This window comes from Sphingomonas sp. 320_CC, from assembly GCF_059691795.1.
Genome location: NZ_JCAWAE010000003.1, coordinates 821,841 through 843,672, shown reverse-complemented (window position 1 = coordinate 843,672; position 21,832 = coordinate 821,841). Strand labels below are relative to the sequence as shown.

Below are 21,832 nucleotides of genomic sequence, written 5' to 3'. Positions count from 1 at the left end.
TGACAATGGCTGATAAATTCGCAATCATCACCGGCGCGTCGACCGGTATCGGTTTCGAGCTGGCGACCCTGGCGGCGAAGGACGGCTACGACATACTGGTCGTAGCCGACGAGGCGTTGATCGACGCCGCCGCGCAGGACTTCAAGCAGTTCGGCACCGATGTTCAGTCGCTCCAGGCCGACCTCTCGACGATCGAAGGCGTCGACCAGTTGCTTGCGGCCACGAGCGGCCGGACGATCGATCTGGTCTGCGCGAATGCCGGGCGCGGGCTCGGCAAGGCGTTCCTCGACCAGGATCTGGCCGAGTGGCGCAAGGTCGTCGACACCAACGTGATCGGCACGGCGTATCTGTTGCAGAAAACCCTGCCGCCGATGGTTGCGCGAAACGCAGGCAAGGTGCTCGTGACCGGATCGATCGCAGGCTACATCCCCGGTGCGTTCCAGGCCGTGTATAACGGTACAAAGAGCTTCGTCGACAGCTTCGTCGCGGCGATCCAGAACGAGATCAGGGATACGGACGGCGTCACGCTGACCAACTTGATGCCCGGCCCGGTCGATACCGAGTTCTTCGACCGCGCGCACATGCTCGACACCGACGTCGGCACCGATCCCAAGAAGAGCGATCCGGCCGACGTCGCCAAGGACGGTTGGGACGCGCTGATGTCCGGCAAGGCCGCGGTCGTGTCGGGCTGGAAGAACAAGGTCCAGTCGGCGATCGCCAACGTCACGCCCAACGCCGTGCTCGCCGAGATGCACCGCAAGATGGCCGAGCCCGGCACTGCGAACGATTGAACGACAGTTTCAACAGGAGAGAGAAGACCATGACACGATTTCTGACTGCCGCCGCGCTGATCGCGCTGCCAATCGCCGCCGTCTCTGCACAGGCACCGATGCCCGCATCGACCTACGTGATGAAGGCCGGTGCCGGCGACCTGTACGAGAAGACGTCGAGCCAGATCCTGCTCGAGACGACCACCAATCCGAAGCTCAAGAGCTTCGCGCAGATGATGATCACGGACCACACCAAGAGCACCGAGGACGTAAAGGCCGCGGCGATGGCGGCGCATGTGAAGGTCGCACCGCCCAAGCTCGATCCGATGGGTGCCAAGAACGTCGCGGCAATTCGCGCGGCGAAGGGCACAGCGCGCGACCGGCTGTACGTGACGCAGCAGAAGGCGGCGCATGCCAAGGCACTGACGTTGCAGCAGGGCTATGCCGACAAGGGGACCGTGGCGGGCCTGAAGACTGTTGCAGCCGGGATCGTACCGGTCGTCCAGTCGCACATCACCGAACTGCAGACGATGTAATCATACGGCGTCCTATCGACAGCCATTTACAGACGGCGCTCGCTTCACAAAGCGGGCGCCGTTCTGCATTCGGAACTCCTAATCGTCTGGAAAGCCATCCCCGGCCCCGCTAGGTCAGCGCCATGGAAACCGATATCGCCATCGCTCGCAGCGTCGCCCTGCGCCCTATCGCCGCCATCGCCGCGAGCCTGCAGATTCCCGACGACGCGATCGAGCCTTATGGCCGGTACAAGGCGAAGATCTCGCTCGAATGGCTGAACGCGCGCAAGTCTTCGCCCAACGGCAAGCTCATTCTCGTCACCGCGATCAACCCGACCCCGGCAGGCGAAGGCAAGACCACGACCTCGATCGGCCTCGCCGATGCGCTCCGCCATACCGGGCGCAAGGCCGTGCTCGCCCTTCGCGAACCCTCGCTCGGGCCCTGCTTCGGGACCAAGGGCGGTGCGACCGGTGGCGGTCGTGCTCAGGTGGCACCGATGGAGGATATCAACCTCCACTTCACCGGCGATTTCCACGCGATCACCGCGGCGCATAATTTGCTCGCGGCGATGATCGACAACCATATCCACTGGGGCAACGCGCTCCAGATCGACGTCCGCCGCGTGGTCTGGCGGCGCGTGCTCGACATGAACGACCGGGCGCTGCGCGATATCGTCCAGTCGATCGGTGGCGTCTCGAACGGTTATCCGCGCGAGTCAGGCTTCGACATCACGGTCGCGTCGGAGGTAATGGCGATTCTGTGCCTCGCCGACGGGCTCGCGGACATGGAGCGACGGCTGGGCGATATCGTCGTCGCCTACACGCGCGACCGCACGCCGATCACCGCCCGCGACCTGAAGGCGGATGGCGCGATGGCGGTGCTGCTGGCGGAGGCGATCAAGCCGAACCTCGTCCAGTCGCTGGAGGGGACGCCCGCGTTCCTGCACGGCGGGCCATTCGCCAACATCGCGCATGGTTGCAACTCGGTGATCGCGACGCGGGCGGCGCTGTCGCTCGGCGACTACGTGGTGACCGAGGCGGGCTTCGGCGCGGATCTTGGCGCGGAGAAGTTCTTCGACATCAAGTGCCGCCAGGCGGGGCTTGCCCCCGACGCGGTGGTGATCGTCGCGACGGCGCGCGCGCTGAAGATGAACGGTGGCGTCGCCAAGGCTGATCTGGGGCGTGAAGACGTCGACGCGGTACGTCGCGGTGCGGTCAATCTCGTCCGGCATATCGAAAACATCCGCCAGTTCGGCGTGCCCGCAGTCGTCGCGATCAACCATTTCTACACCGACAGCGATGCGGAGATTGCCGCGATCGTCGAGGCCGCCGCGCACCACGGCTCGCGCGCGATCCTCTGCCGACATTGGGCCGAGGGTGGTGCCGGTGCGGTCGAACTGGCCGACGCGGTCGCCGAACTTTGCGACGGGCACGGGGGCGGGTTCGCGGCGATCTATGGCGACGAACTGTCGCTGTTCGACAAGATCGACACCGTCGCCCGCCGCATCTATCGCGCCGAGCACGCCGTCGCCGAGCCGAGCGTACTCGCGCAGTTGAAGCGCTGGGAGGATGCGGGATACGGTCACCTGCCCGTCTGCCTCGCCAAGACGCAGTACAGTTTCTCGACCGACCCTGCCCTGCTCGGCGCGCCGACCGGGCACATCGTGCCGGTGCGTGAAGTCCGGCTCGCGGCAGGTGCCGGGTTCGTAGTCGCGATCTGCGGGGAGATCATGACGATGCCAGGCCTGCCGCGCGTACCCGCGGCGGAAGCGATCCGGTTGAACGAAGACGGGCTGATCGAAGGGCTGTTCTAAAAACCCTACAATCCTCCCCCGCCAGGGGGAGGTGGCTGGCCCTTGCCAGACGGAGGGGGAGGAAAACGAAACACAGGTTCCGTGTCCTCCCCCTCCGTCACCTTCGGTGCCACCTCCCCCTGGCGGGGGAGGATCAGCAGCCCCTACCCGAACATCCGCTTCATCGAACGTTCGAGCATCACGAATTGCCACAACGTCCGACCATGCTCAGCACGCCCCATCCGGTGCTCGTCGGCGATCCGCGCGATCGTCGCCATGTCGAACCACCCCGTCTCGCCCAGCGTACGCGATTTGGCGAGCGCCGACGCTTCCCCCGCCAGCGCACCACGGAACCAAGCGCTGATCGGCGTCACGAAGCCCATCTTTTGGCGATAGAGAATGTCGCGCGGCAGATACGGCTCCATCGCTTTCTTCATCAGCCATTTGCCCTCGCCGTGCCGCAACCGCATGGTCGCCGGCAGCGTCGCGCAGAACTCGATCAGGCGGTGGTCGAGCAGCGGTTCGCGCGCTTCGAGGCCGACCGCCATGCTGGTCCGGTCGACCTTGGTCAGGATGTCGCCGGGCAGCCAATGCTTGACGTCGGCATATTGTGCGCGGTCGATCGCGTCGCGGGCGGGCGCGTTCGCCATCGTCGCGACATAGCGGTCCTCGGCCCGGTACCCACCGAGCTTCGCGCGAGCGCCGGCGTTGAATAGCTGCGCGCGGAGTTCGGGCGTGGTGACGCCAACCGAGCGCGCATACGCCTCGCCGCCACCTTGCGCGAGCGCGAGCAGCGTCGACTTCGCGCGCAGCGGTCGCGGCGCCCAGTCGGCCTTCGGATACCAGCGGCCGAGTGTCCCGAAGACGTCGGCGCGGAGATGCGACGGCAGCAGACCGCGGACGCGCTCCTCGACCGACTGGAACTTGTAGCGGCGGTACCCAGCGAGTGCTTCGTCCGCCCCGTCTCCGGACAGCGCGACGGTGACGCTCTCGCGGGCCAGCGCGCAGACCTGGTAGGTAGCGAGCGCGGATGCGTCCGCGAAGGGCTCGTCGAAGCTCGTGACCAGCGTATCGATCAGCCCGAAATCGCCCGACTGGACGACTCGCTCGCGGTGATCGGTGGCAAAGCGCCGCGCGACGGTGTCGGCATAGCTGCGTTCGTCGTGCCCAGCTTCGTCGAACCCGATCGTGCAGGTGCGCACCGCCTTGGGGCTCGCCTCCGCCATCAGCGCGACGACCGCGGAACTGTCCACCCCGCCCGACAGGAACGCACCAAGCGGCACGTCAGCGACCATCCGCGACCGCACCCCCGCCCGCATCCGGTCGACCAGTTCCTCCCCCAGCGCCTTGGCCGAACCGGTTGCGCGGTTGGAGAAGTCGACGTCCCACCATTTGCGCGGCTGCGGGACCGACTTGCCGCGTTCGACCAGCAGGAAATGCCCAGCCGCGAGCTTCTTCACGCCCGCGACCATGCAGGAGTCATCGGGGACGTACCCGAACGCCAGGTAATCCTCGACCGCGCCCAGATCGGGTACGCGGCGGAGTTGTGGATGCGCGAGCAAGCCCTTCAATTCGGACGCGAACGCCAGCGATCCGTCAGCCAGTTCGACATAATATAGCGGCTTCACGCCCATCCGGTCGCGCGCGAGGAACAGCGCGTGCGCGGCGGTGTCATGGATCGCGAAGGCGAACATGCCGTTCAGCCGATCGAGCATCGACGGCCCCCAGGCGCGCCACGCATGCAGCAGGACTTCGGTGTCGCCAGACGTCCGGAAGATCGCACCCTTGGCGGTCAGTTCGTCGCGCAGTTCGGCGAAGTTATAGACCTCGCCATTGTAGGTGATCGTCAGCGAGCCATCGGACATCGGTTGCGGCGAGCCTTCGAGGTCAATGATCGACAGGCGGCGATGGCCTAGGCCTACGCCCGGCGCAGTCCAGATGCCGTCGCCGTCGGGGCCGCGATGCGACAGCGCCGCGATGATCGCGTGGACGCGGTTCGGGTCGACCGGCTTCGGTGTGCCGGGGTGGAAGATCCCGGCGATGCCGCACATCTAGCGCATCCCCGCGGCGTGATCGGCGACCGGCGCGATCGGTCCGAGCGCGGCGAGGAAGCGCGCGATAGGGCGCGGATCGGCGCCCTCGACCGACAGGTGGATCGCCACCGCGCGTTGCGGCCCCCCGAGCAACCGCGCCTTCATCGTCTCGATCTTCACCAGCGTTTCGTCCTGCGTGGTCGCGTCGCCGACCCGGTACCACGTCGCGACGATCCGCTCTACGGGTCCGGGCGCAGTGATGCGCATGACGCTTCCGCCTTCGATATTGGGCAAATCAGCGACGCGGACCCAGCGATCTTCCTCGCGCAGCACGCCGGTACCGTAAGCGATCAGTTCCTTGCCCTCGCGCTGACTGCCGAACACCGCGATGCTCATGTCGACCTGCGCACCGGTCGCGTCAGCATAGCGGCCGAACAGATAATGGTCTGCGCCGGGGTAATAGGGCGTCCACGGCGCGCGCGTGCTGATGGGAACGCGGTGCCAGCCGGCGATATCGGGTAGGTCGATATGCGCGGGAAGTGGCTGTGCGCGGCTGGCGACTGCTGCGCTCCAGGCCGGGAACGCGGCAACCGTGGCTAAGACCAACGCCGTCGCGATGGCGAGATCGGTCCGTTGACGGGGTGTGACCTGGAGTTTCGCCGGATCGAAGGCGAGATCATCGGGCGCTCGGTCGAACCAGTGCCAGCCGATCGCCATCACGCCCGCCATGACCAGCGCGAAGAACACCCAGCCATAGACGATATGATCGATCCCGGTGGCGGCCTCGACCGAAGTCAGGTCCGCCGCCCAGATCGTGCCGAACGCGCGGAAGCCGTTGGCGATGACCGGCACGACGACCGACACGACGAGGAACACCGCACGGCGCTTCCACGACACGAAGCAGAGGTTGGCGACGAGCACGCCGAACGCGACCATAGCGATGACGAACTTGGCGCCCGAACACGCCTCCGCGACCTCGAAATAATAGCGCCCGGCGTGGATCAGCACGCCGTCGACCACTGCGGGTACGCCGACGAGGTGAAGCAGCGGCATGACGATCGCGACCGTGACGCTTTGCAGCGGCGGTTCGAGACCTTCGCCGAACGGCACGAGGAAGAACGCATACGCGAGCGGAAAAAGCAGCCCGCGCGCGACGTTGGGGCCGAGGATCGTCACGACCGCGCCTTGCAGCATCATCACGAGCCCGAGTTGGCGAGCGAACCCAACGGAAGCAGCGTCGCCCATCAGCCAGCCGCCGCCCCCGATTGCGACGAGTGCCAGGCCGGGCCACCAGCCGGTCGGGGTCAGTCCGGCCAGTTCAGTGCGGCGCTGCCACACGAGCCATGCGATCACCGGGCCAATGAAGAGGCAGTGGCCGAAGGTGGTGCTGGTCCACCAGATATGCACGAGATCGGCGACGTCGGTTCGGAACGTCAGGAGTATCAGCACCGTGACGACCGCAAGCGCGACGCCGTGGCGACGCCATGCGGTCATGGCGCGAGGCCGAGCAACGTGTCCAGCGGCGCGAGGCGGGCGTCCCAACCGTAGCGGCGGATGACTTGCGCTCGGGCGGACTGACCGAGCGTCGCAGCGATGTCGGGCGCTTCGAGCAGGTCGCAGATGCGGTCGGCAAACTCCTGCGCCGTCGTGGCGACCCGGATCGTGCCGGCATGATCGATGCCCTCGGCCGCGGCCGTGGAGGCGACGACGGGGCGGGCCATCGCCATCGCCTCAAGCACCTTATTCTGGATGCCGCGTGCAAGTTTGAGCGGCGCGACGCAAACGTCTGCGGCGGTGAGCCAGCCTCGAACGTCGACGACCGCGCCGGTGACGGTGACGTGATCGCTCGCGAGCGCTTGGACGGGGGCGGCAGGCGCGCGGCCGACGATCGCGAAGTGGGCGGGGTAGCGGTCCCGGACGAGCGGAAGGATGTCGCGCGCGAACCACGTCACCGCGTCGATGTTCGGACGGTAGTCCATCTGGCCGGTGAAGACGATGAGGGGCAAACCACTTAAAGGCTCTCCCCCGGCAGAGGCCGGGGTCCAGTTGGGGGACGTCGGTAACGACGGATTACGCTCCGTCACAGCGACCTCTCCAACTGGGCCCCGGCCTTCGCCGGGGTGGTGGCTCTCGGTAAGTTTCGTAAACTCAGCCGCCGGATCGTACTTCGCCGAATCGATGCCGTTCTCGACCGCAATGATCCGCCCGGTTGCCCCACCCTCCCGGAACAGTGCAGCTTCAGCCTCGCTGACGAACAGGCTGGCCAACACCCTGCCCGCCACCTCGCACTCGAACGCGCCGAGCAGCCGAGCCTCGCGGCGCATCATCCACCGCATCGGCCCCGATACATCGTCTGCAAACCCGCTGAACTTCGCGGAATCGACATCGACGAAATCCATCAGGACCGGCGAACCTCCGACCGGCAGATACTGTGCCATCTGGCCGGAGAAGCAGTAAACTGCGCTTACGTCGGGCAAGACACGATCGACAGCATCCTGCATCGCGGCGCTCGCAAATGCAGTCAACGAAACGGGCTTACCGGTCGCGAGCGCCTCGATCGCGGCACGTTTCTGCGACTTCCGACGCGGCAGAATCGTGTAACTCGCCAGCATATTGGTGAACACCGCCGGCGGATCGACGTCGGCCTCGTCGTCAGCGAACGCCACCAGATGCACCGGCGTTCGTTTCGCCAGATACTGGAGAATATGGAAACTGCGGATCTTGTCGCCCCGGTCGGGCGGAAAGGGAACGCGGTGCGCCAGGAAGAGCAGGCTCACCCCAGGCCTCGAGAAATCCACGGTCCTGCTGCGTTGGCCGCCCAGAGCGGTAGCTTCTTCCACGTCCGCACCATCAGCGCGTATTTCGGGTTCAGCGGGTTCACCTCGCGCGCCGGCCCGTTGCTGCGCTTGGCGTAGAGCCGCGGTTCAGGCATGAATCCCCAGTTCTTCTTGAACGCCGCCGCCCCCGTGCCGGTCTTCGAACGGCCAAAGTCGAACCGCGTGCAGCCCCGCGCGCGCGCATGCGCCATCAGTGCGAAATACATCCGGTCATTGGCGCGCAGTCCTCGCGCGGCATCAGTCCCGCCGCCCCAATAGGGATAGACGGTACCGTTGAAATACAGGCTTAGGACGCTGGCTACCGCGCGGCCTTTGTGTCGAACGGTAAGAACATCGACGTCCATCATGCTCGCGACGCAGCGGAAAAGCTTGGCGGGAAAAACAGGTGTACCGAGATTGCGAACCGACTCCGCATAAACGCGGTAATGCTCGGCGAGCAGTTTCCGATCGTTGCCGATGACGATTTCAAGGTCGAAGCCAAGCGCCCGACGGACTTCGGCACGCTGCTTTCGAGGGATCGCGAGCAGTTCCGCATCGTCGTCCGCGGCTAGATCTCGAACGAAGCCGAGATAGCTGGTGTCGTCGCTATCCCAGCCGCTTGGCGCAGGACCGCCGCGTAACTCGACCGACGGACAGCTGATCCGCAGCGCGAGGTTCCAAGCCCCCGCCGACAGCGCTTCGACCGCGTCACCCAGAACGCCGCCATCGACACCGAACCCGGTCGACGCCAGCGCGCGCCCGAACAACGGCGAACGCATCTCGGTCAACGGCAGCACGCCATCGATCGCGCCTTCGCTCTCCAAAACCAGATAGTGCGCGCGCTGGCCGCAACCGTCCTGCACCGCGAGGCTCCAGGTTGGCAAATGGAACGGCGTAGCGCCGCCGCTTGCCTCGACGAACGCCGTGATCCGAGCGCACTCGGCCGGATCGCGAAGGTCCGCTTCGCGCACACCGACGGGCATCGGCGCGGTCACGCCAGCCGCGCCGCTTCGCGCGCGACGACCGTATCGACCCGGCCCCATTCGTGGCGATCGAGCAACCCGCGCAGCTTGCCCGCCATCGCACCCAGCCGCGAGTAATGACGGATCTTCGAACGCATCGGTGCCGCATCGACTCGCGGCTGCGACGGGTCGATCTCCCACGGGTGGAAGTAGAACATCGCCGGACGGTCCTCGCGATTGACCTGCCGTACCGCGAGATCGGTGATCGCCGCAGGGAGCAGGCGGAAGAACCCGCCGCCGGTCGCCAACTTGCGCTCGCCGAACTTGGCCACCGTCACCGGGACCTCGATCAACGCGCTGTCGCCGAGCGGCTTGAACCCGTAGCGCGGCGCGTCGAGCCAGCCGTAATGATCATGCTTCACCGGCGCGACGCTGGAGGAATAGGCATAGCCCGCCTCGGCCAGTTCGACGTGCGCCCAAGGCGTCCGCTGGTCGATCGAGAAGCTCGGCGCGCGATACCCCGTGACCTTCGTCCCCGCCGCGTCCTCGATCGCCACCCGAGCTCGCACCAGATCGGCGCGGAAGAGCTCGGGCGTCATCGTGAAGACGCGTTGGTGGTCCCAGCCGTGACTGGCAACCTCATGTCCGGCGTTGACGATGCGGCGGATCAGGGCGGGGTAGCGGTGGGCTACCCAGCCTAAAGTGAAGAACGTTGCCTTCGTGTCGCGCTCGGCGAACAGGGCCAGGACCGCGTCGGTGTTGGCCTCGACGCGCGGCTGGAGCGAGTCCCAGTCGGCCTTGTCGATCACCTTTTCGAACGCGCCGACCTGGAACCAGTCCTCAACATCGACGGACATACCATTGAGAACAGGCATTTCAGGCAGCATCGTGCCAAGCGGCCACACCGCGGATCGGTGCGTATTCGGGCTTAGTATCGTCGCCCTCGACCCAGTCGACCAGCAGCGTCAGCACGCGACGTAGCGCCTTGTCCTGCATGTCCACCCGCGCCTCGAGTTCAGCGAGCCGCTCCTCGACCGCAGGATCGATGCTCGGCGTGTCGACACGCGGCTCGGAAACGGGTTCGCGCGGTTCGTGCGCGTTACGCGCACCTTTTCCCCGGTCCTGCGCAATCATCGGCAGGTCGCCCTCAAGGTCACGTTGCACCGCCCGCACCGTATCGCCGTCGATCACCGTGAGGTCGTCGATCGCCGCGTGCAGCATCACCCGCCCGGCAAGCTGGTTCAAACGACGCGGCACACCAGCCGACCCGGTGAAGAACGCCGCGAACGCGTCCTCGGTAAAATCGGGGTTCCCCGTCCAGCCGACCACCGTCAGGCGGTGCGCGAGATAGTCGGAAACCTCATGCTCCTCCATCGGATCGAGATGGTGGATCGCGATCACGCGCTGGCGAAGCTGTTCGAGACGCTCCGAGCCGTGGAGCCGGTCACGGAACTCGGGCTGGCCGAGCAGGACGATCTGCAACAGCGCGTGGCCGCCGGCCTGGAAGTTCGACAGCATCCGCAGTTCTTCGAGCGCATCGACGGGCAAGGCCTGCGCCTCGTCGACGATCAACAGCGTCCGCTTGCCGGTGCGCGCGACCGCGTGCAGCCCGCGCTCGATCGCGGTGAGAAGCTCGGCCTTGCTCAGCCCAGCGGGATCGACCTGCAGGTCGGTAGCGACGATCCGGAGCAGGTCGTCCGCCTCGATCGCGGTCGAGACAAGCTTGATCGCGTTCAGTCGCTGAAGGTCGATCGTGTCCATCAGGTGACCGACGAGCGTCGTCTTGCCCGCGCCGATATCGCCGGTGATGACGATGAAGCCCTCGCCCTGCGCCAGACCATAGCCGAGATACGCCATCGCTTTGCGGTGGGTGGCGGTCTCGAACCAGAATTTGGGATCGGGGGTGAGCTGGAAAGGCCGACCCGTCAGTCCATAATGTTCATCGTACATAAGCTGCTCGCCTTCAGAACTGGTACCGCGCACCGATCAGCGCCTGCGCCGACCAGTCGCTGTCGAGGTCGCCGACCTTGAAGCTGTAAAGCCCGAGCGACGCGGTGGTGCCGAGACGCCCGAAATTGTGAAAATATGTCCCCGTCCCACCGTAAGACCACACGCCGGTATCTCCGGTGATGTCGTCGACGCCGCTGTCGTAATAATTGACGAACAGGTCGGCGTTGACGCCGGAAACCGGGGTCAGCCTGCGCGTGTAGAAGAGCTGGCCGTAATAGCTTTCGTCATCGAGACCCGCGACGACCAGGCCGGGCGCGAGCCGCGGTGCATAGAGCTTGCGGTTGGCGTAGCCGATGCCCGCGCCCCAGGTAGAGCGCCCGCGCGTCGCCGAGATCACGCCGTCGATTCCGCGCGCGCGGTAGCTGGCGGTCGAGATCGACTGGAACACGTCGTTGAGGCAGCCGCCCGGTTGCGCACCGGTGGAGCCGAACACGCAGCCATTGAACTGCTGGCCGAAACCCTGCTGGTTGCCGCTCAGGAAGCTGGTCGGCAGATTGCCGATACCGGTCCGGAGCTGACGGCCGAAGGTCTGCACGCCGTCATACACGTTGACCGCGAGGCCGACGGAGTCCGATGCCTGATAGGTCGCGGTGCCGGTGTAGCTGAGCGATCCGTAGCGGCGCCCGACATGCCCCTCCACCGAGGTTCGGCGATTGGGCCGCCAGACGACACCGGCGTCGTAATAGATGCCGTCGGTGCGGTAGGCGACGCGGCGCGGCGATGCCTCGTTGGTGACGAAGCGACCGTCGCGATCGAGCACGGGCGTGCCGGTCGCGTCGACGACCGGATCCTTCTGGCTCGTCTCAATCTTCTCGTAACCGACGCCGGCGGTGAGCGCGACATAGGGCGAGATCGGCTGGAGTATGTCGCCGCGGCCGTAATAGCCCTCGTAACGCTGCTTCAACTGGCTGGCGGTCTCGCGGTCGTAAGCGCCGCTGACCGTGAGCCCGAACGGCGCGATCGCACCAGGGCGCACCGACGCGCTCGCGGTCACGGTGTTGCCGATCGAATCGTCGTAATAGTCGAGCCGTTGCCCGCCCAGGCCCGCATCGCCGAACGTCGGCGTATCAACCTTGGTATAGCCGAGCCGGTAGTTCGCGTTCAGCGCCACCGGACCGGCGTTGCTGGTGAAGCTGGGGCCGGCATAGACCGAATAGATCTGGCTGACGTTGCTGACATTGCCGACGAGGACGCCCGGCGCCGCGCCGCGGATATCGGAGCGCGACCGCGTGGCGATACCGGCAGCCTCCAGCGTGAGGTTCGGCGTGACGCGGGCATCGACGCGCGCGAGGCCCGAATGGATATCATCGTCGCCGAGACGATCGCCCCAGCCGAATCGATGCTCGTACCGATAGCTGACTTGGCCCGAGATACGCTGGGTCTGGACCGCCGCGTCGACGCCGGCGGCGAGGCTGGTATAGGTCAGCACGTCGCCACCGTTGAGATCGGCGGACAACGTCTGGTTTGCCTCGACATACGGATTGATCGTGATGCGGCGCGACGATTGCGCGGGTTGCGTCGGCAGATCGGCCTGCGCGACGACCGGCGTCGCGGGCAGTGCGGCGAGCACGCAACCGCCGGCGATCAACGCCAGCTTCCGGGCCATACGCCTGGTGTGCAGTGTCCGCATCACGACGCGTGCCCGTAATAGCTACCGAAGCGTGCGCCGCCCTGGACGAACGACACGGCATTCAGCACGAGCTGGATATGCTCGCATCCGTCGAGCAGGTTCACTGCCGCCCGCAGTTCGTTCTCGGGGGTGTGGTCCGCGCGGACGACGAGCATCACCTGCCCTACCCGCATCGCCAGCACCGATGCCGGCGACGCCGCCAGCGCAGGGGGCGAATCGAAGATCACGACGCGGCGCGGATTGGCCTCGAGCAGGCGCGCGATCACCGACTTGGTCCGCGCGCTGGCGAGGAGTTCGGTATCCATGCTGGTCTTGGACCCGGCAGGCAGGATCGAGAGATGCGGCACGTCGGTCTGGATGACGAGATCCTCGACGTCGATCCGGGTATCGCCCAGCGCATCGAGCAGTCCGGGGCCATCGGTGAGGCCGAGCTGCGCGACGACATCGGGCTTGGCGACGTCGGCATCGACCAGCAGCACTTCGGTATCACGCTCGGCGGCGATCGAGAGCGCGAGGTTGATCGCGCAGAACGTCTTGCCGTCGCCGGGGCGCGCCGAGCAGACCAGGATCATGCGCGCCTTGTCGGCGCTCCCGCTCTCCGCGATCCGCGCGCCGGTGATCAGCAGCTGCCGCTTGATCAGCCGGAACTCCTCGGCAAGCGGGCCGACGGGCGCACCGGGGACGATCATGCCGTTCGCGGCCAGCATCCCGCGATCGATCCTCACGGTGTCGGATGCTTCGTCGGGCAGGTAGAATTCGTCGGGAAGCTCGTCACCGACCGGTGCGCGCAGTTCTTCCGGGATCGCCAGGAAGGTGGGGTCGACGAATTCGTGCGGCGGCTCGGCCTCGGATACCGGCGCAGACGCCGCAACAGGCGTCTCTTCGACCTGCGTTTCAAGCTTCGGCGACTCGGGTTCCGACACCTCGACGACTGGGGGGGCCACGGGCGCGACCGCGGGCGCAACCGGGGGCGCGGCGACCTGCGGCGGAGTCGGCACGACGGTACCACGCAGCCGGGCGTGCGCGTTGAAATCATACACCTTGGCCGCTCGTTCGAGCAGCGAGGGTTCGCGATCAGGCTTCGTCACGGTCATCCCCCTATGCCGCCAGTCCGCGCTGGAGGATCTCTACCCCCAGCAACAGGACATAGGCGACGCCCAGTGCGGCCGTACCGCCCAGGAACATCTTCAACTTGTGCCGACGCTGGCCGGATTGCACGCGCGTCACCACTTCGCCGATCGACCCGATCACCGGCATCCCCGCCGCCTTTTCGAGCCGCGCGGTCGTCGCGAACGTGGATCGCAGCTGCCCCATCGCGAAGGCCGCGCCGATCCCCGCCGCGAGTCCCGCGATCAGAACCCCCGTGAGTAGCAGCAATCTGTTCGGCGCGCTCGGCTTGCTCGGCATGGTCGGCGGATCGATCACGCTGAACTTCACGTGATCGCTCTGCGACTGCGCCTGGCCGACGATCGCGGTCTGCTCGCGCTGTTTGAGCAGCGCGTCGTACTGGTCCTTCAACACCTGATAATCGCGATCGATCGAGCCCTGTTCGGCGGCGACTTCGGGATCGCCCGACAGCTTCGAATTGAGCAGGTCGAGGTCGCCCTGCAACTGGCTGCGCCGCATCCGCAGCGAGGCGACCGTGGCGGTGCGATCCGCGACCATCGACTGGAGCGACGCGTAGAGCGGATTCTGCGCGCTGCCCCCTGCACTGCCGCCCGCCAGCGGCTCGCTGCGCGCCGCCGCAGTGGCCGATGCAAGCTGGCTTTTCAGCGCGATCACGTCGGGGTGGTTCTCGGTATAGCCGCGCGCGCGGGCATCGGCGAGCTGACCCTGGATCGCCTGGAGCCGTGCGCGCGCCGGCCCGGCCGCGCCAGCGACGCCCCCCGTCCCTGCGACCGTCGCCGGCGTCCCGGCCATCTGGCCCTGGACCGCGGCAAGGCTCGACTGCGCGGCGGCGAGATCGCCGTCGACCTGCGACATCTGCGACCGCGCGGCGCTGATCCGGTCGCTGACCGAACCCGTGCCGGGGAGAGCGCCGAGATAGCGATTCTGGAAGTCGGCGCGCTTGGCCTCGGCGTCGGCGAGCTGCTTCTGGCGCGAGGCGAGCTGCTGGTCGAGGAAGGTCAGGCTCTGCGTCGTCTTCGAGCGATCGCCGGCGAGGTTCTGCTCGACGAACAGGTCGATCAGCTTCTGCGTGATCTGGCGTGCGAGCTTCGGCGTCGCGGCGCTGGTCGTGATCTGGAACAGATTGTCCTGTTGCGACACGATCTTGATGTTCGGGGCCAGCGCCGCGACGCGGTCGGCGACGTCCCGGTCGCTCGACACGGTGTTCGCGAGATCGGTGCCGCGCACGACCTTTTCGAGGTTCACCGCGGAGATCAGCGTCGTGCGGATCGTGTCGACCGTCATCGGCGCGACCTGTGGCACGCCGTCCATGCCCGAGGGCAGGATCGTCTGCATCTGCACGAACACGCGCGCGGTCGAATCGTAGCGGCTCGGGATCTGCGACACGACCAGCCAGCCGAGCACGCACACGCCCCATGCCACCGCCAGCGCCAGCCAGCGCCGCGTCCAGATCGCATGGAGCGCAATCCGCACCTCGTCGTAGATCCCGTTCATCCCGATCGCCTCAGAACATCGATTCGGGGATGATGATCACGTCGCCCGGCGCGAGCCGGACGTTGGCCGACGAGTCGCCCTTCTTCAGCAGGTTGTTGATCTGCAACCCGAACTCGGTCTGCTTACCGGTCGCGCGATCGTAGCGCACCAGCCGTGCCTTGTTGCCCGCCGCATACTGGCTGAGCCCGCCGACCGCGATCATCGCGTCGAGCAGAGTCATGTTGGCGCGGTACGGGATCGACGCGGGCTTCTCGGTCGCGCCGACGATGCGGACCTGCTGGCTGTAGGTGCCGCTGAAATTCTCGACGATCACCGAGACGATCGGGTCCTTGATATAGGCCCCCAGCGCCTTCTTGATGTCGTCGCTGAGCATCGCGGGGGTCTTGCCGACCGCGGGCAGGTCGTTGATCAGCGGCGTCGTGATCCGGCCGTCGGGACGCACCTGGACCTTCGACGACAGTTCTGGATTGCGCCAGACGAAGATGTTGAGCTGATCGAGCGGGCCGATCACATATTCCTCGCCCGGCAATTCCTGCTTCGCGACGAACGAGGCGGGCGGCAGTGCGGGCGGCGTGCTGCCGGTGGTGCACGCGCCGAGCGTGGTCGCGGCGAGGCCTAGGGTCAGCAGGGATTTCGATACAGATCCGGAACGCATGGGTAACTTTCTCCTGGCGCCGCACCGTCCATCGGTTGCCCGACGGGCGGCTAACTCAGCCTTCGCTATGCAAGTAACAGGTGAAGATAGCGTTAGGAGCGCCCCGTAACCATGCCCCGCCAAGGCACTGCAACTGCACCTTATATACCAGTAACGATCTCGGACGCTGGTGGATGCCCGAGAAACGCGCTCGGGCTGGCGCTCGCCCCGTAGGCACCCGCCATGAAGATCGCGATCAGGTCGCCGACATGGACGGGGGGGAGCGCGACCTTGTCGCCGAGCCGGTCGAGCGGGGTGCAGAGCGGACCGACGACGGAGACGGTTTCGGTCGGCGCGTGGCCCATCCGCGCCGCGACCGCGATCGGGTAGTTGCGGCGGACCACGGTGCCGAAATTGCCGCTGGCGGCGAGCTGGTGGTTGAGGCCGCCGTCGACGACGACAAAGGTCTCGCCTTGGCTTTGCTTCATGTCGATGACGCGGGTCAGGTAGACGCCCGCTTCGGCCACGAGCCAGCGGCCGAGTTCGATCGCGAATCGTGTTTCGGTGAGGATCGCGGGGCGGAATGCGAGCGCTTCGGCTAGCGCCTCGCCGACGCGCTCGACGTCGAGCGGCATGTCGCCGTTGAAATAGGGCACGCCGAAACCGCCGCCGAGGTTGACGAGCGGCGGCGCAGCGCCCGCTTCGTCCGCCAGGCGTCCCGCGAGTGCGATCGTCGCCGCGTGCGTCTCGATGATCGCACCGGCATCGAGCGCCTGGCTGCCGGCGTAGATATGGAACCCGCGCCAGTCCGCGCCCGCTGCGACGATCGCTTTCACAAGCGCTGCCGCCCGTACCGCATCGACTCCGAACGGCGATGCGCGACCGCCCATTCGCATGCCCGAACCGCGGAGTTCGATGTCGGGGTTTACGCGGACCGCCATGCGCGGTGTGTGGCCGAGCCGCTCGCCGATCGCGAACGCCCGCGCCGCCTCGCCTTCAGATTCCACGTTGAGCGTGGCGCCGGCGGTGATCGCGGGGGCGAGTTCGTCGTCGCGCTTGCCGGGGCCCGCGAAACTGATCGACGCGGCGGGTTTGACGATCATAGCCTTCGCGAGTTCGCCCGAGGAAGCGACGTCGAGCCCGTCGACCAGCGGTGCGATGGCGGTCAGCAGGTCGGCGTGCGGATTGGCCTTTATCGCGTAATGGAGGTCGATCGCCGGCATCGCCGCACGAAACCGCGCGATGCGCGCAGCGACGATCGCCATGTCGTAGACGAACAGCGGAGTGTCACTGGCCTCTACAGCCCAACCATCGGCAGGCCGATCGCCGATCGTTAGCGCCCCCGACTGCGCAGCAAACTCAGGAGGAAGAGCACCCATCGGTTTCATGACGCGCTCCCTTCCGTGTTCCCCCGCGAAGGCGGGGGCCCAGACTGGACTCCCGCCTTCGCGGGAGAACAAGCTTTTACCTCCGACGCAATGGCAGACCGATCCAACTTCCCATTGGCATTACGCGGTAATTCGTCCCGCCAGAGGTATATCCCCGGCTGCATGAAGCTCGGCAGAGCAGTCCGCAACCGCGCCCGCAACGTCGCCTCCTCGCTCGCATCCCCCGCCAGCATCACGACGATCGCCTGCCCCAGCCGCTCGTCCGGCACGCCGACCGCGACCGCCTCGCGCGCTTCGCCGCCTGCCAGCACCGCCTCCTCGACCTCGAGCGGGCTGATCCGGTTGCCTGCGCTCTTGATCATCTCGTCATCGCGGCCAACGAATCGGAGCAAGCCGTCCTCGCCCTCGACGACGGTATCCCCTGACCAGACCGCCATGCCGTTGCCACCGGGAGCCGGGCGGAACCGCTGCGCCGTCCGCTCCGCATCCTGCCAATAGCCTTGCGCGACGAGTGGGCCCGCATGCACGAGTTCCCCCGCCTCCCCCGGCGCGGCGCGCGTGCCGTCGGGTTTCACCACTGAGACCTCGGCGAACGGGATCGCGCGCCCCATCGCGTCGGGATGCGTATCGATTAGCGCCGGGTCGAGATAGGTCGATCGGAACGCCTCGGTCAGCCCGTACATCGCGTACATCTTCGCCGCCGGGAACCGCTCGCGCAGGCCCCGTACGAGTCGCGGCGTCAATGCGCCGCCCGAGTTGGTCAGGCGTTTCAACCGAGCGGCGGTTTCCGCCGGCCACTCCGCTTCCAGTAGCTGAACCCACAAGGGCGGCACGCCCGCGAGCGTCGTCGCCTCGACCCGCTCGACCGCCTTCACCACGTCGCGTGCGACGAGGTAGTCGAGCGGCGCTACCGACGCGCCGGCCGCCCATGTGGAGAGTAGCTGGTTCTGGCCGTAGTCGAACGACAAGGGGAGTACGCCGAGCACGCGGTCTTCGGGCTTCAGCTTCAGATAGTGCGCGACGGAGATCGCGCCGAGCCACAGGTTTGCGTGGCTTAGCATCACGCCTTTCGGCCGGCCGGTGGAACCGGACGTGTAGAGGATTGCGGCCAGGGTATCGGGGTCAGCGTCGGAGGGACCCATCATTCCGTTCCCCCGCGGAGGCGGGGGGCCAGGAATCACGGGCGTCGCGTTCTGCAATCCTGGGCCCCCGCGTTCGCGAGGGAACAGAGAAAGAGGATCCATCTCGTCTACGATCGCGCAGCCGTCCGGTACGTCGCCATCGTCTAGCGTCCCGGCCCTCGCGCTTTGGGTCACCAGTAAGCGAGCGCCGCTGTCCCCCAGGATATGCGCGACCTGCGCTCGCCGGAGCAGTGGGTTGACCGGCACATGCACCAGCCCCGCTCGCGCCACCGCGAGCGGCATCAGGCAGGCGACGCGCGTCTTCGGCAGCCACGTCGCGACGCGGTCGCCCGCCGACAGCCCCCGGGCAGCGAGCCACCCCGCCAGTTCACCGACCCCTGCCTCGAGCTCGGCAAAGGTCATCGCGCCCGCCTTGTCGACCAGCGCAATCGCGTCAGGCGCACCACGCAGCGCGATGTGGTCGATAGGGTACGGCTTGGGGTCGAGCGCGATCATGCGCCCCTAATAGCGCCAAGCCCCGTTAGCGCGAACCCGTTGCCGAATTCACCCCCACACGCTAGCGGGGCCGGGTTCCTAACCGTTCAGGCGATGCTCGTGATCTTCGAAGGCACTTCCCAAGTCGAAACGACGGTACGCGCCGTCCTCGCCGATATCCTCGGTCTGAGCGCGGACCGCATCGCTGCGTTCACCGCCGACACACCGCTGTTCGGCGCGCTGCCCGAGCTCGATTCGATGGCGGTCGCAAGCGTGCTGACCGAACTCGAGGACCGGCTCGGCATCCTGATCGAGGACGACGAGATTGACGGCGAGATGCTCGAGACGTTCGGCGCGCTCGTCCAGTTTGCAGCGAGCAAGGCACTGGTCTAGCTTCAAAGGGGGGTCTAGCCTCACCCAGGATGACCGCCCTGCGCTTCGATACCTATGACTGGAGCGGCGGCCGCGAAGCGATGCTGCGGTTCGGCGCCGATGCCGGCCCGATCGTCATCGGCGCCCTCCCGCTGTTCGAAGAAGCGAACCGGACCCGCCAGTTCCTCGTCACGATTCTACGCGCACTCGCGGTCATTGGGATCAGCAGCGTGGTTCCCGATCTCCCCGGCATCGGCGAGAGCATCGTTGTCACAGGCGAAGCGCGACTCCGCGACCAGCGGACAGCCTATACCGATCTTGCTCAACAACTTGGCCGGAACATTTACGGCCTTTCGATAAGAAGCGGCGCGCTTTTCGATACCGACGCGGCCCTCGCCGGACGATGGCAGCTGTCCCCGCAAACGGGCGAAGACCTGTTGCGTGAACTGGACCGCGCGCGGGTGGCCTCCCGCTCCGCTCGCGCCAGCGAACCCGACTATGCGGGCAACACGCTGTCCCGCGAAATGCTAGCCGACCTCCGCGACGCCACACCCTATGCTGGAACCGGCCCCCTGCGAGGTGTCCGGCTCGAATCCGACCCGCGCGACGCAGACGTGAAATATGCGGCAGCGCCCCTGTGGCGCCGGTCGGAGCCGGACAATGATATCTCATTGGCTCAAATACTTGCTGGCGACATCTCACACTGGATTGCATCGTGCGAACGCTGATCGCGTTCGCTTGCGAAGGCGAAAGCCTTGCCGCGACGCTGGATGAGGCAGACGGGTCTACAGGACTGCTCATCGTGTCCGGCGGCAATGAAATCCGCAGCGGCGCACATCGCGGCATGGCGATGCTGGCGCATCGACTGGCCGCCGCTGGTATACCCGTGTTCCGTTACGACCGCCGCGGCGTGGGCGACTCGACGGGCGACAATAAGGGCTTCCTCAGCGCCGAACCTGACCTGATCGCAGCCGTCGCCGCGTTCCGCCGCGCGGCACCGGGGGTCAGCCGGTTGGTCGGTTTCGGCAATTGCGACGCCGCCAGCACGCTCGCGCTGTTCGGACGATCGGCGGGGATCGACCGGATCATCGTCGCGAATCCCTGGGTCGTTCAACCGGTCGACGACCTCCCCCCTGCCGCCGCGATCCGGGCTCGCTATCACAGCGCGCTACGCGACCCCGCAACCTGGCGACGCGCGCTGACGGGACGGGTCAGCATTGCCAAGCTTCTCAGAGGCTTGAAAAGAGTTGTGACCGCCAAGACTGAAGAGCGTGCTTCACTAGCGACCAACGTCTTGACCGCACTTGACGGCTGGCACAACGACGCCGCCATCGTCCTTGCGACGGGCGACGCGACCGCGATCGCCTTTGCCGCACGGTATCGCGGTGGCGCGAAAGTGAAGCGGTTCGACACGGCGTCCCATAGCTTTGCCGGGGCGGAGAACGCCGCAGCGCTCCACGCCGCGATCGTCGACGGGATCGAGCAGGAGTAGCAGCGCGTCATCCGGACGAACGGCAGGACCAGAGCCTTGAACGCTATCGTTCTGAACTCTGGGTCCTGACTTTCGTCAGGATGACGATGACGAAGGACGCGGGCGTTATTCCGCGGCTTCGGCCAACTCAGCAAACTCGGCTGCCGCGAGGAAGCGCTCGGCATCCAGCGCCGCCATGCAGCCCGTCCCGGCCGCCGTCACGGCCTGCCGATACACCTTGTCCGCGACGTCGCCGCACGCGAACACGCCCTCGACGTTGGTCCGGGTCGAGCCGGTCTCGACCGAGATGTACCCGTCCGAATCGAGTTCCAGATGCCCGCGGAACAGCTCGGTTGCAGGATGGTGGCCGATCGCCACGAACCCGCCATCGACTGCGAGCCGTGAACGCTCGCCGGTCACCGTGTCCTCGAGTTCCAGCGCGACCAGGCCTGCATTGCCGCCACCATCGACGAACTCGCGAACCTCCTTGTTCCAGAGCACGGTCACGCCCTTGTGCGCGAACAGCCGCTCCTGGAGGATCTTTTCCGAGCGCAGCGAATCGCGACGGTGGATCAGCGTCACGTCGGGCGAATGATTGGTGAGGTACAGCGCCTCCTCGACCGCGGTGTTGCCGCCACCGATGACGGCGACCTTCTTGCCGCGGTAGAAGAACCCGTCGCAGGTCGCGCAGGCGCTGACGCCCTTACCCTTCATCGGCTCTTCGCTGTCGATTCCGAGCCACTTCGCCTGCGCACCGGTCGCGATCACCAGCGTGTCGCCCTCATACACGTCGCCGCTGTCGCCGATCAGACGGAACGGGCGGCTGGTCAGATCGACCTGCACGATCGTGTCCCACATCATCCGCGTGCCGACATGCTCGGCCTGTGCCTGCATCTGCTCCATCAGCCACGGCCCCTGGATCACGTCCTTGAAGCCGGGATAGTTCTCGACGTCGGTGGTCGTCGTAAGCTGGCCGCCGGGCTGGATGCCCTGCACGACGATCGGCGCCATCCCGGCACGCGCGCCATAGATCGCGGCGGAGAGCCCGGCGGGGCCCGAGCCGAGGATAAGCATGCGGGTCGTGTGCGTCGTCATCGGAGTTCCTTGGAGATTCGAGACTGCATCTAGGGGATGCGCGTCCGGATTTGAACCGCCGGTAAATCTGTGGTGCCTGCATCGAAAGCTTTGCCACTGCGTTGG

At 66.5% G+C, this 21,832-nt stretch carries 19 protein-coding genes; 6 read left to right on the top strand and 13 right to left on the bottom strand.

The features are described 5' to 3' along the window. The first annotated feature begins 5 nt into the window (after positions 1–5). The 3 genes from AC59GX_RS15460 to AC59GX_RS15450 all read left to right on the top strand — a co-directional run bounded on the left by AC59GX_RS15460 (position 6) and on the right by AC59GX_RS15450 (position 3,099). Positions 6–791: an SDR family NAD(P)-dependent oxidoreductase gene (locus tag AC59GX_RS15460; RefSeq protein WP_497302043.1), complete on the top strand. Its 786-nt coding sequence runs from the start codon at positions 6–8 to the stop codon at positions 789–791. A 29-nt stretch (positions 792–820) separates the two neighbouring features. Beyond that, the gene (locus AC59GX_RS15455) at positions 821–1,306 is read left to right on the top strand and encodes a DUF4142 domain-containing protein (RefSeq protein ID WP_497302042.1); all 486 of its coding nucleotides are present in this window, start codon (positions 821–823) and stop codon (positions 1,304–1,306) included. A gap of 122 nt (positions 1,307–1,428) precedes the next feature. Further along, positions 1,429–3,099: a formate--tetrahydrofolate ligase gene (locus tag AC59GX_RS15450; protein WP_426284209.1), complete on the top strand. Its 1,671-nt coding sequence runs from the start codon at positions 1,429–1,431 to the stop codon at positions 3,097–3,099. 143 nt (positions 3,100–3,242) lie between these two features. Here AC59GX_RS15450 and AC59GX_RS15445 read toward each other — a convergent pair whose 3' ends face one another. The 12 genes from AC59GX_RS15445 to AC59GX_RS15390 form a co-directional block, all read right to left on the bottom strand. Then, positions 3,243–5,129 carry an XrtA/PEP-CTERM system amidotransferase gene (locus tag AC59GX_RS15445; protein WP_497302041.1) on the bottom strand — a complete coding sequence of 629 codons (1,887 nt, stop codon included), beginning with the start codon at positions 5,127–5,129 and terminating at the stop codon, positions 3,243–3,245. Continuing rightward, entirely contained in the window at positions 5,130–6,605 is a 1,476-nt protein-coding gene (gene xrtA / locus AC59GX_RS15440) for an exosortase A (protein ID WP_497302040.1), read from the bottom strand. Then, a complete protein-coding gene (locus AC59GX_RS15435; protein ID WP_497302039.1) occupies positions 6,602–7,888 on the bottom strand; it encodes a glycosyltransferase in 1,287 nt (428 codons plus the stop codon). The genes xrtA and AC59GX_RS15435 overlap by 4 nt, the downstream gene beginning before the upstream one ends. After that, positions 7,885–8,910 (bottom strand): FemAB family XrtA/PEP-CTERM system-associated protein, encoded by a 1,026-nt coding sequence (locus AC59GX_RS15430; RefSeq protein ID WP_426284346.1) that lies wholly within the window; start codon positions 8,908–8,910, stop codon positions 7,885–7,887. The genes AC59GX_RS15435 and AC59GX_RS15430 overlap by 4 nt, the downstream gene beginning before the upstream one ends. 8 nt (positions 8,911–8,918) lie before the next feature. After that, on the bottom strand, positions 8,919–9,746 hold the full coding sequence (locus tag AC59GX_RS15425) for an XrtA system polysaccharide deacetylase (protein ID WP_426284213.1): 828 nt from the start codon (positions 9,744–9,746) through the stop codon (positions 8,919–8,921). A 19-nt stretch (positions 9,747–9,765) separates the two neighbouring features. Then, on the bottom strand, positions 9,766–10,839 hold the full coding sequence (locus AC59GX_RS15420) for an ExeA family protein (protein WP_426284214.1): 1,074 nt from the start codon (positions 10,837–10,839) through the stop codon (positions 9,766–9,768). A gap of 13 nt (positions 10,840–10,852) precedes the next feature. Continuing rightward, positions 10,853–12,505, bottom strand: a complete 1,653-nt coding sequence (locus AC59GX_RS15415) for a TonB-dependent receptor (RefSeq protein ID WP_426284215.1) — start codon at positions 12,503–12,505, stop codon at positions 10,853–10,855. A 23-nt stretch (positions 12,506–12,528) separates the two neighbouring features. Continuing rightward, positions 12,529–13,623 (bottom strand): AAA family ATPase, encoded by a 1,095-nt coding sequence (locus AC59GX_RS15410; RefSeq protein WP_426284216.1) that lies wholly within the window; start codon positions 13,621–13,623, stop codon positions 12,529–12,531. Positions 13,624–13,627: 4 nt separating this feature from the next. Then, positions 13,628–15,151, bottom strand: a complete 1,524-nt coding sequence (locus tag AC59GX_RS15405) for an XrtA system polysaccharide chain length determinant (protein ID WP_056058096.1) — start codon at positions 15,149–15,151, stop codon at positions 13,628–13,630. A 10-nt stretch (positions 15,152–15,161) separates the two neighbouring features. Then, positions 15,162–15,806 carry an XrtA/PEP-CTERM system exopolysaccharide export protein gene (locus AC59GX_RS15400; RefSeq protein WP_056058093.1) on the bottom strand — a complete coding sequence of 215 codons (645 nt, stop codon included), beginning with the start codon at positions 15,804–15,806 and terminating at the stop codon, positions 15,162–15,164. A gap of 140 nt (positions 15,807–15,946) precedes the next feature. Further along, a complete protein-coding gene (locus AC59GX_RS15395; RefSeq protein ID WP_497302038.1) occupies positions 15,947–17,173 on the bottom strand; it encodes a pyridoxal-dependent decarboxylase, exosortase A system-associated in 1,227 nt (408 codons plus the stop codon). Continuing rightward, positions 17,170–18,810, bottom strand: a complete 1,641-nt coding sequence (locus AC59GX_RS15390; protein ID WP_497302037.1) for an acyl-CoA ligase (AMP-forming), exosortase A system-associated — start codon at positions 18,808–18,810, stop codon at positions 17,170–17,172. Before AC59GX_RS15390 ends, AC59GX_RS15395 begins: the two co-directional genes overlap by 4 nt. A gap of 93 nt (positions 18,811–18,903) precedes the next feature. Here AC59GX_RS15390 and AC59GX_RS15385 point away from each other — a divergent pair, with 93 nt between their 5' ends. From AC59GX_RS15385 to AC59GX_RS15375, 3 genes are read left to right on the top strand one after another with little or no spacing between them, the layout of a single operon-like run. Beyond that, entirely contained in the window at positions 18,904–19,182 is a 279-nt protein-coding gene (locus AC59GX_RS15385) for an acyl carrier protein (RefSeq protein WP_497302036.1), read from the top strand. 29 nt (positions 19,183–19,211) lie between these two features. Next, positions 19,212–19,889, top strand: coding sequence for an alpha/beta hydrolase family protein (locus AC59GX_RS15380; RefSeq protein WP_426284220.1), 678 nt, complete (start codon positions 19,212–19,214; stop codon positions 19,887–19,889). Beyond that, entirely contained in the window at positions 19,877–20,653 is a 777-nt protein-coding gene (locus tag AC59GX_RS15375; protein WP_426284222.1) for a hydrolase 1, exosortase A system-associated, read from the top strand. Before AC59GX_RS15380 ends, AC59GX_RS15375 begins: the two co-directional genes overlap by 13 nt. A 105-nt stretch (positions 20,654–20,758) precedes the next feature. On the opposite strand, the gene trxB is transcribed toward AC59GX_RS15375, so the two are convergent. Continuing rightward, positions 20,759–21,727: a thioredoxin-disulfide reductase gene (trxB, locus tag AC59GX_RS15370; RefSeq protein WP_426284223.1), complete on the bottom strand. Its 969-nt coding sequence runs from the start codon at positions 21,725–21,727 to the stop codon at positions 20,759–20,761. Positions 21,728–21,832 lie beyond the last annotated feature (105 nt).